Source organism: Faecalimonas sp. LCP19S3_D12, from assembly GCF_052121495.1.
Lineage (GTDB): Bacteria > Bacillota > Clostridia > Lachnospirales > Lachnospiraceae > Faecalimonas.
Map to the genome: position 1 here is coordinate 62,141 of NZ_JBQKED010000011.1, position 6,616 is coordinate 68,756.

The following is a 6,616-nucleotide window of genomic DNA, read 5'->3' on the forward strand; positions in this document are numbered from 1 at the left end:
ATTTAATTATTTCAATCCCCCTTTGAATTGCTACGGGTTAATCTTGAAGTCAATTCTCTGTTATGTTCCCTTTTCATTTGCCATTTTGAGAGATTATTATAAATAAAGTCTAAGCTACCACCGTCATGTTCGATAACTGCACATAGTGAAGCACCTACACAATCATCAATCCACCGTTTAGTATCGTCAATGTCTTTAGGAGAAGAGCGAATATATAAAGGCATACGAGCCATAGCATTTACAAATCCAGCCCAAGTCGGTTCAGTAGTACACCGAGATTTATTTTCATTGTCATGTATGATAAAACGGAGATAGTGACTTAATATTCCTATACAAACTTCTGCAAGGCTCTTTTTTGTAATAAGCAAGATAACTGCTTGATTGGCACGTTGTCTTTTTAATTCTAATTCCCAACGAATCCAATCATATTCACAATTAATATCATGTTTCTGTAACTGTTCAAGACGCTTGTCATATATTCGGAGTTTTAGTTCACTTTGTCCACTTCCTAGATAAATAGTGTGACCGAGCTTTGTGCCGTCATGGATAGAACGGGGAACTTTATTATCATATCCTCTGAATTTGCTTATAAGCTGTCTGTTTTCGATTAATCGAATAACATCATCACAAGAATAATAGTTACCGCCAATATCATCAACTGCTAAATCTATTCGGGTGAAAGTTGCAATCGGAGCAAGTTCCGTTAATAAATCGAGCAATACAGTATCCTCTAAATTATTAAAATACATTCCCTTTCCCCAAGGTGTTAGTGAAGTTTTCTTATGCTCCCATGATGATAATAATTCCCCTATAGCAGAACCCGATACATCAACATGTACTCCCATATTCTCATTACCGTCATATAAAATCCGTATATTGTGACCGTTTAAAGATAACATAGAACGATAACCATTAGCACCTTTAGGCATTGCTAGAAAATCTTTCGAATCAAAGCCGAGAAAAGAAATTACTTTTGTATGAGTGAAATCGGTGCTAATATGGAATGTCCAAGATAACCAATCTATACAACCAATAAGTCCATTTGTAAGCGGTTCGGCAATTCCTTGAACGGACATTTTGTTCACTCCCAACTTTTAAATTGAATTTACTACCCCCGTGTTACTGTACGGGGGTTATACAATTTGATTAGATAGCAAAATTAAAAGTAAGAGAGCAGAGCTCTCACGTCTTTATTTGTACGAACTGTTTCCGACCACTCCGTTTTGAAAAGCAGAGCTTTCAATCGGAAACAGATCATACAAACTAGACGTTTAATTACTGCCTACATATTTTTTGATTTCTGCTATAAAATCAAAATTGTTATAATCGACAAATGGGGCTTCAAAAGGTTTAGGACTATCCCAACCAAGACCGTCTAAAAAAATATATGCACCCCCAACAGAAGAGACGGATTGTATATTTGTATTACGTTCTCCGAATACCATGCGATACCCCTCGTTTCCCATGTTTCCTAATGCTATTCTTAAAGAAAGATTGTCTCGAAGCTCCGTTGGTATGTTATTTGCGTTTGGCTGTTGCGTACTAAGTAATACAAATACGCCCATTTCTCGACCTTTGAGAATAATTTCCGTAAGATTAGCCATTGTTTCGGTATATACTTTTTTGTCAGCACCAGCTCTAAAAGCTCCCATTTCATCAAAAATCACAAATAAAGGTGATAATCCATAATCTTTAAATGAAGCACCAAAGCGGAAATTATCGGGATTATCTTTATAGGTTCTATATCGGCAATCCATTTCTTCTTTTGCTTGTCGTATAACTCTTGATATTTGATTGCTTTCCGTTGCCACAAATTCTTCGCCGAGAATATGCTTTAAACTTCCTAAGTCTGATTTTTTCGGGTCACATACATATAACATACTTTTCATTTTCAAAAGTTCTATGAGGAGATAGAAGATAAAAGTTGTCTTACCCCCTCCGGTTACTCCGGCTATAAGTGCATGAGGTTGTTTGTCAATTCTCCATGAAATATTGTTGTTTAACGGAATAACGGTTGAGGAATTATATTCCAAATTATCATTGTTCGAGTTTACAAATAATCGTTCGTCTGCTTGTTTTTTGAAATGATAATCACAATAGCTAATGGTATCATTTTTAGCATTTAATGGGCGCTTTATCAGAGCTTGCAATAGAGTATCAAAATTATTCATTTTATCCGAAAACTTATCTGCCAACTTATAAGCACGAATAATCAGCTCTGTTTCATTTTCCCAATATCCGAATTTTGCATAATTAGAACAATGGGAATCTTTCCTTGTTTTGCCGTCTCTTCCAATCACTTCAATTGTTTCTGTTTCATAGAGCTTATTGGCTGAAATAAAATATTGCAGAAGTTTTTTAATATCCTTGTTTTCAGTTTTCTTTGGAAAGAGAAATCGCCATAATTTTGGAACAAACAGCATACACGATATAAGCCAAACATAACAAATAATTTGCAAGAAACCAAATTGAGCGAACTTCTCTTCCAAGATAACTGTAAAATAAAAGGATAGAAGAATATAAGCAACAAATATCCCTAAGCGAAGACAGAAAAAATTATTGCTTGCAGGAAAGGGAACTTGTTGAAATTCTTTTTTATCCATACTGTTTTATACCCCCTTAATTGCCTTAACTGTTTCGCACATGAAACGTTCTACCAATTCAGCATATCCCGAAGATACTGCTTTAGCATATGGACTGTACGTTAAACCGATAAACTCTACTGGCGAAAATGGGGGAATATCAAGAGTAATATCGTTTGAGATAATACTTAGTGTTCTGCCTAATTTATCAGAAGCCACTTCGATAATGCTCCCTTCAAGCTCTTCGGTCTTACGTTTGGTTTCACGATCATAATGATATTTAGGAGTGTGCCCAATATAAATTGAGTTTCCTAAAATTTCCTTTGGGTTGTTGACTTTAATATCCATTCGTCTATTCCTCGCTTTCTTTTTGATGATTTTGGGAAGAAGAGCAGCCTGAGCATCTCATTTCGAGTTCTTTAAAAGTCTTCCTCAAGGCACTCATTAACGCAGTGTATACATCATCAGACTGCCCATACGATATAACACGGCTTTGGTGGGGCAAATTAATAGCAATATAAACTTGACTTTTCATAGCTAGACTCCTACAAACTGCTTGCAATCTTATCTAATGAACTACGAATATCGTTGTTATAGAGCAAGGTGTCTAAATTAACATCTTTGATTTTTCGTCCTCGATAAAAACCTAACGCCACGACAATGCGTCTGATATTCTCATAAGAGGTATGCAAATCTGTGGCTATATCAGAAATCCACACACCTCGATTCTCATACTCCTCTTTAATTTTTTCTAATAATTCTCTACTTGTCATTTTTTATCTCCTTTCTTTAATGCGTATTTAATGCATCTGTAATCGAACCATAAAGCATCTATAATGATGCATTATTATGGATTTTTTTAGCAAGGGAAAAGAAGCCCTTGCTGAATACTTACTGTATTTCCTTTTTTTCGAGCTGTTCACGATAGCGCTTGATAGCGAGAGAAAGAGCAAAACCTTGAGTGACTCGTGTTAGCCCCAATTCATTACGAATTTTTTCTTGCATCCAAGCAATATTATCCTCTGTTTCTGCAGATACAGTAATAGTAATACGTTTAGACATTTGATCACTCCTTTCATACGAGTTTTTTTATGTTAATGAAATTATACATCATCACCGCTGCTATGTCAACGAAAAAGTGCATCGTATATGCATCAATACCGATGTTAAAAATCAGCAAACAAGGGATAGATGCCATCGAAGAGGCTATCTATCCCGAGAATAATTGTATTTTCTGTATTGCTGTTCAAGGGTTGCCCTACGGCGTATCGGCTTCGCCTTGCCCCTTGACAGTAGAAATATTTATCGACTCACCTGAAAGTGTTCTATACGTCTTTAAACTCTTAATCAGGGTGTCCAGGGTTCGAACCCCTGAAGGCGCAGGTAGAAATCACTGTTTTTGAAGTCGAGAGAGCTTCGGGGGCGGTGGTTTTTTTGTGCGTAAAATGGCGGTTTTTTAGCATTTCAATAGTTGAAAGAGAAAATCGGAAAGGCAGACAAGGAAATCCGAAGAACAGTCATGTTTGTCGCAGAATTGGTCGCGAATTGGTGGCGAGCCAAATAAAAAGACCAAAATAGCAGAATAAAATTTGAAAAGACAGTATTGGAAAAGAGATTTGTATATTCCTGATACTGTCTTTTTTGTAAACGTATATTATTTTTTAAATATAGATGTAGGAAAAGAGGTGAAAGAAATGTACATTAAAATCTACTCTAAAAGTCAACTTATTCTTTTAAGGCGACTGAAACCTTTGTTTAAAAGAAAATATCAGCTTCCGAATGGAATCCTGAATAAAGTAGAAAATATTCTGAAAGAAAGGGAACTTGGGAAAAGCGGATTTGTTGCAATACTCTTAGAATCAGTTACAGATGATGTGACAGGAATAAAAGATATTCTTGACTGTTATCCTCGCAGACTCCATATAGGAGAAGAAGTTGAGGATGTATCTGTCATGGATGATGGGAGATGGTTGACAAGGCATAGAGAGTGGTATTTGGATACATTAAAATTATGGGATGATGGAAGTAAGATATATGCTATTTATTCTATTGCATTTCAGCTCGAAAAGATAATTGGTTTAGAGAGATGTTTCTTTCTTTTAGAATATCAGCTAAATGTATTTGTATCTTTCCCTATGATTTTTGCGCAGACGGAAGATGCCGTAAAGGATTTTCTTTTTTCATGTGTGTTTACCTCCATGAAATTATTATATTTTAGTATGCCATTAGTTGTAAGAATCATAAATATATGGTGTCTTTATATATGAGCATATATACACCCATAAAAGAAATATAACAGTTATGAAAAGGATTGACGAAAGAAAAGAGGTGAAAGGAATGTTTTATTGGGAGAAAAAATTATAATCCAGCAATCATTTTAATGTCAGGGGGCATTTTACTTTTGATCGCAGCGACTGTTTTAGGTCATCCGCTTTATGCAGATGGAGAAGGAACAGGGGTGGTAGTGTTTGATACATTTATGAAATTGAAAGATACTATAGTATCTCAGATGACAGGAGCAGGACTGATTTTGATGATATTGTTTGGATATTCAGGATATATGAACAAAATTGGTGCTAATCAAGTAGCAGTTGATTTTTTGGTGGCTCCGATGAAACGCATTAAATCTCAGACATTATTTATTCCAATTGTATTTTTACTAGGAAATTTGATGTCATTGGTTGTGCCAAGTGCATCTAGTCTTGCGATTATTTTAATGGCGATTCTCTATCCTATGTTGCAGGGAATGGGAATTTCCTCTTTAACAGCAGCTGGAATTATTGCCATGACAGCGACCATTATGCCGACGCCTCTGGGAGCGGATAATGTCATTGCAGCGGAAACGTTAAATATGAATTTAATGGAATATGTATTATACAATGCCAAAATTTCCATACCAGTGCTTTTGATTTTAGCAGTTGTCCATTGTCTGTGGCAGAAGCATTGTGATAAAGTAGAAGGTGAAAAAGCCTTTGTTAGAATTGATGAATTTAAACTGAAAAAGCAAGAAGATGTGAATTTACCTAAAATTTATGCATTGCTCCCAATTCTTCCTTTGATTCTAATTTTAGTAGTCGGTATTGCGGCAATGTTTGTTGACGGAATTACGATGGATGTATTTATCTTGACGTTTATTTCGTTTATTGTGGCAGTTGTATTTGAAACAATCAGAACTAAAGATTTTAAGAGAGTTACAAATGCGGCATCAGATATGTTTATGAGCATGGGAGAAGGATTTGGAAGAGTTGTAATGCTTGTAGTAGGAGGATCTTTGTTTACAACAGGTGTTCAGTCGCTTGGAGTAATCGATCAATTAACCTCTGCAGTACAAAATACAAATTCGGCAGGATTGATCACAATGGTAATTTTTGGATTAGCGACATGTTTGTTTGGAATTCTTAGTGGAGGAGGACTTGCGATGTTGTTCTATGCAGTAATTGCTATGATTCCTGGAATTGCTGAAACGGCAGGGGTACATGGAATGCTGATCACGTTGCCAATGCAGATGATTGCGAATTTATCTAGAACAATTTCACCGGTTGCGGCAGTTATCATGATAGTAGCATCTACTGTGGGAGTAAGCCCTACGAGAATTCTGAAACGTACGGCGGTTCCGTCTATCGTGGCAATTATATTAGTTATGGTACTAAGACTTCCCATACCCCAAATGGGACTTGTTCCTTGAAAATTCAATATTTCAGCTAACAAAATAGCGATTTATGCCGCAGTAGCCAGTGGATGGAGTGCATTACGCAGATATTCCGGCAGTCTGGACTCAAAATCAGCAGTAAATCTAGCCAACTGTTCGTCACTAAGCTTCAGAAGTTCCTGAAGGCTTGCCATGAAAGCATCCATCAGGATGCTAAGTGAACGGTAGAAAGTGATATCTGCCATTTCATCTACCAGAAAAAAGAACAGTTCCCCTAGGGTTCGTTGATCTTCATTCTGTCTCTGCTCCATTGCAAGTAACATGTATCTGGTAAACACGATTGCTACGTGAGCAGTCAGTGCATCATAAGATAAGCTATGACATT

At 36.3% G+C, this 6,616-nt stretch carries 9 protein-coding genes and 1 pseudogene; 3 read left to right on the plus strand and 7 right to left on the minus strand.

The features are described 5' to 3' along the window. Positions 1–11: 11 nt before the first annotated feature. From ACTQXY_RS04980 to ACTQXY_RS05005, 6 genes are all read right to left on the minus strand, one after another. Entirely contained in the window at positions 12–1,076 is a 1,065-nt protein-coding gene (locus tag ACTQXY_RS04980; RefSeq protein WP_441658544.1) for a replication initiation factor domain-containing protein, read from the minus strand. 195 nt (positions 1,077–1,271) lie between these two features. Beyond that, positions 1,272–2,603, minus strand: coding sequence for an FtsK/SpoIIIE domain-containing protein (locus tag ACTQXY_RS04985; protein WP_441658545.1), 1,332 nt, complete (start codon positions 2,601–2,603; stop codon positions 1,272–1,274). A 6-nt stretch (positions 2,604–2,609) separates the two neighbouring features. After that, complete coding sequence (locus tag ACTQXY_RS04990; protein ID WP_441658546.1) at positions 2,610–2,930, minus strand: hypothetical protein; 321 nt, start codon at positions 2,928–2,930, stop codon at positions 2,610–2,612. A gap of 4 nt (positions 2,931–2,934) precedes the next feature. Then, positions 2,935–3,117, minus strand: coding sequence for a hypothetical protein (locus ACTQXY_RS04995; RefSeq protein ID WP_441658547.1), 183 nt, complete (start codon positions 3,115–3,117; stop codon positions 2,935–2,937). A 10-nt stretch (positions 3,118–3,127) separates the two neighbouring features. Next, positions 3,128–3,355, minus strand: coding sequence for a hypothetical protein (locus tag ACTQXY_RS05000; protein WP_441658548.1), 228 nt, complete (start codon positions 3,353–3,355; stop codon positions 3,128–3,130). A gap of 118 nt (positions 3,356–3,473) precedes the next feature. Then, positions 3,474–3,644, minus strand: a complete 171-nt coding sequence (locus ACTQXY_RS05005; protein ID WP_441658549.1) for a hypothetical protein — start codon at positions 3,642–3,644, stop codon at positions 3,474–3,476. Positions 3,645–3,673: 29 nt separating this feature from the next. On the opposite strand from ACTQXY_RS05005, the gene ACTQXY_RS05010 reads away from it, so the two are divergent. The 3 genes from ACTQXY_RS05010 to dcuC all read left to right on the plus strand — a co-directional run bounded on the left by ACTQXY_RS05010 (position 3,674) and on the right by dcuC (position 6,267). Further along, positions 3,674–3,985, plus strand: coding sequence for a hypothetical protein (locus ACTQXY_RS05010; protein WP_441658550.1), 312 nt, complete (start codon positions 3,674–3,676; stop codon positions 3,983–3,985). 348 nt (positions 3,986–4,333) lie between these two features. Then, positions 4,334–4,849, plus strand: coding sequence for a hypothetical protein (locus ACTQXY_RS05015; RefSeq protein WP_441658551.1), 516 nt, complete (start codon positions 4,334–4,336; stop codon positions 4,847–4,849). A gap of 77 nt (positions 4,850–4,926) precedes the next feature. Then, positions 4,927–6,267 carry a C4-dicarboxylate transporter DcuC gene (gene dcuC / locus ACTQXY_RS05020; RefSeq protein ID WP_441658555.1) on the plus strand — a complete coding sequence of 447 codons (1,341 nt, stop codon included), beginning with the start codon at positions 4,927–4,929 and terminating at the stop codon, positions 6,265–6,267. A 32-nt stretch (positions 6,268–6,299) separates the two neighbouring features. On the opposite strand, the pseudogene ACTQXY_RS05025 reads toward dcuC, so the two are convergent. Then, positions 6,300–6,616, minus strand: a pseudogene (locus ACTQXY_RS05025) (IS4 family transposase); the annotation flags it as partial.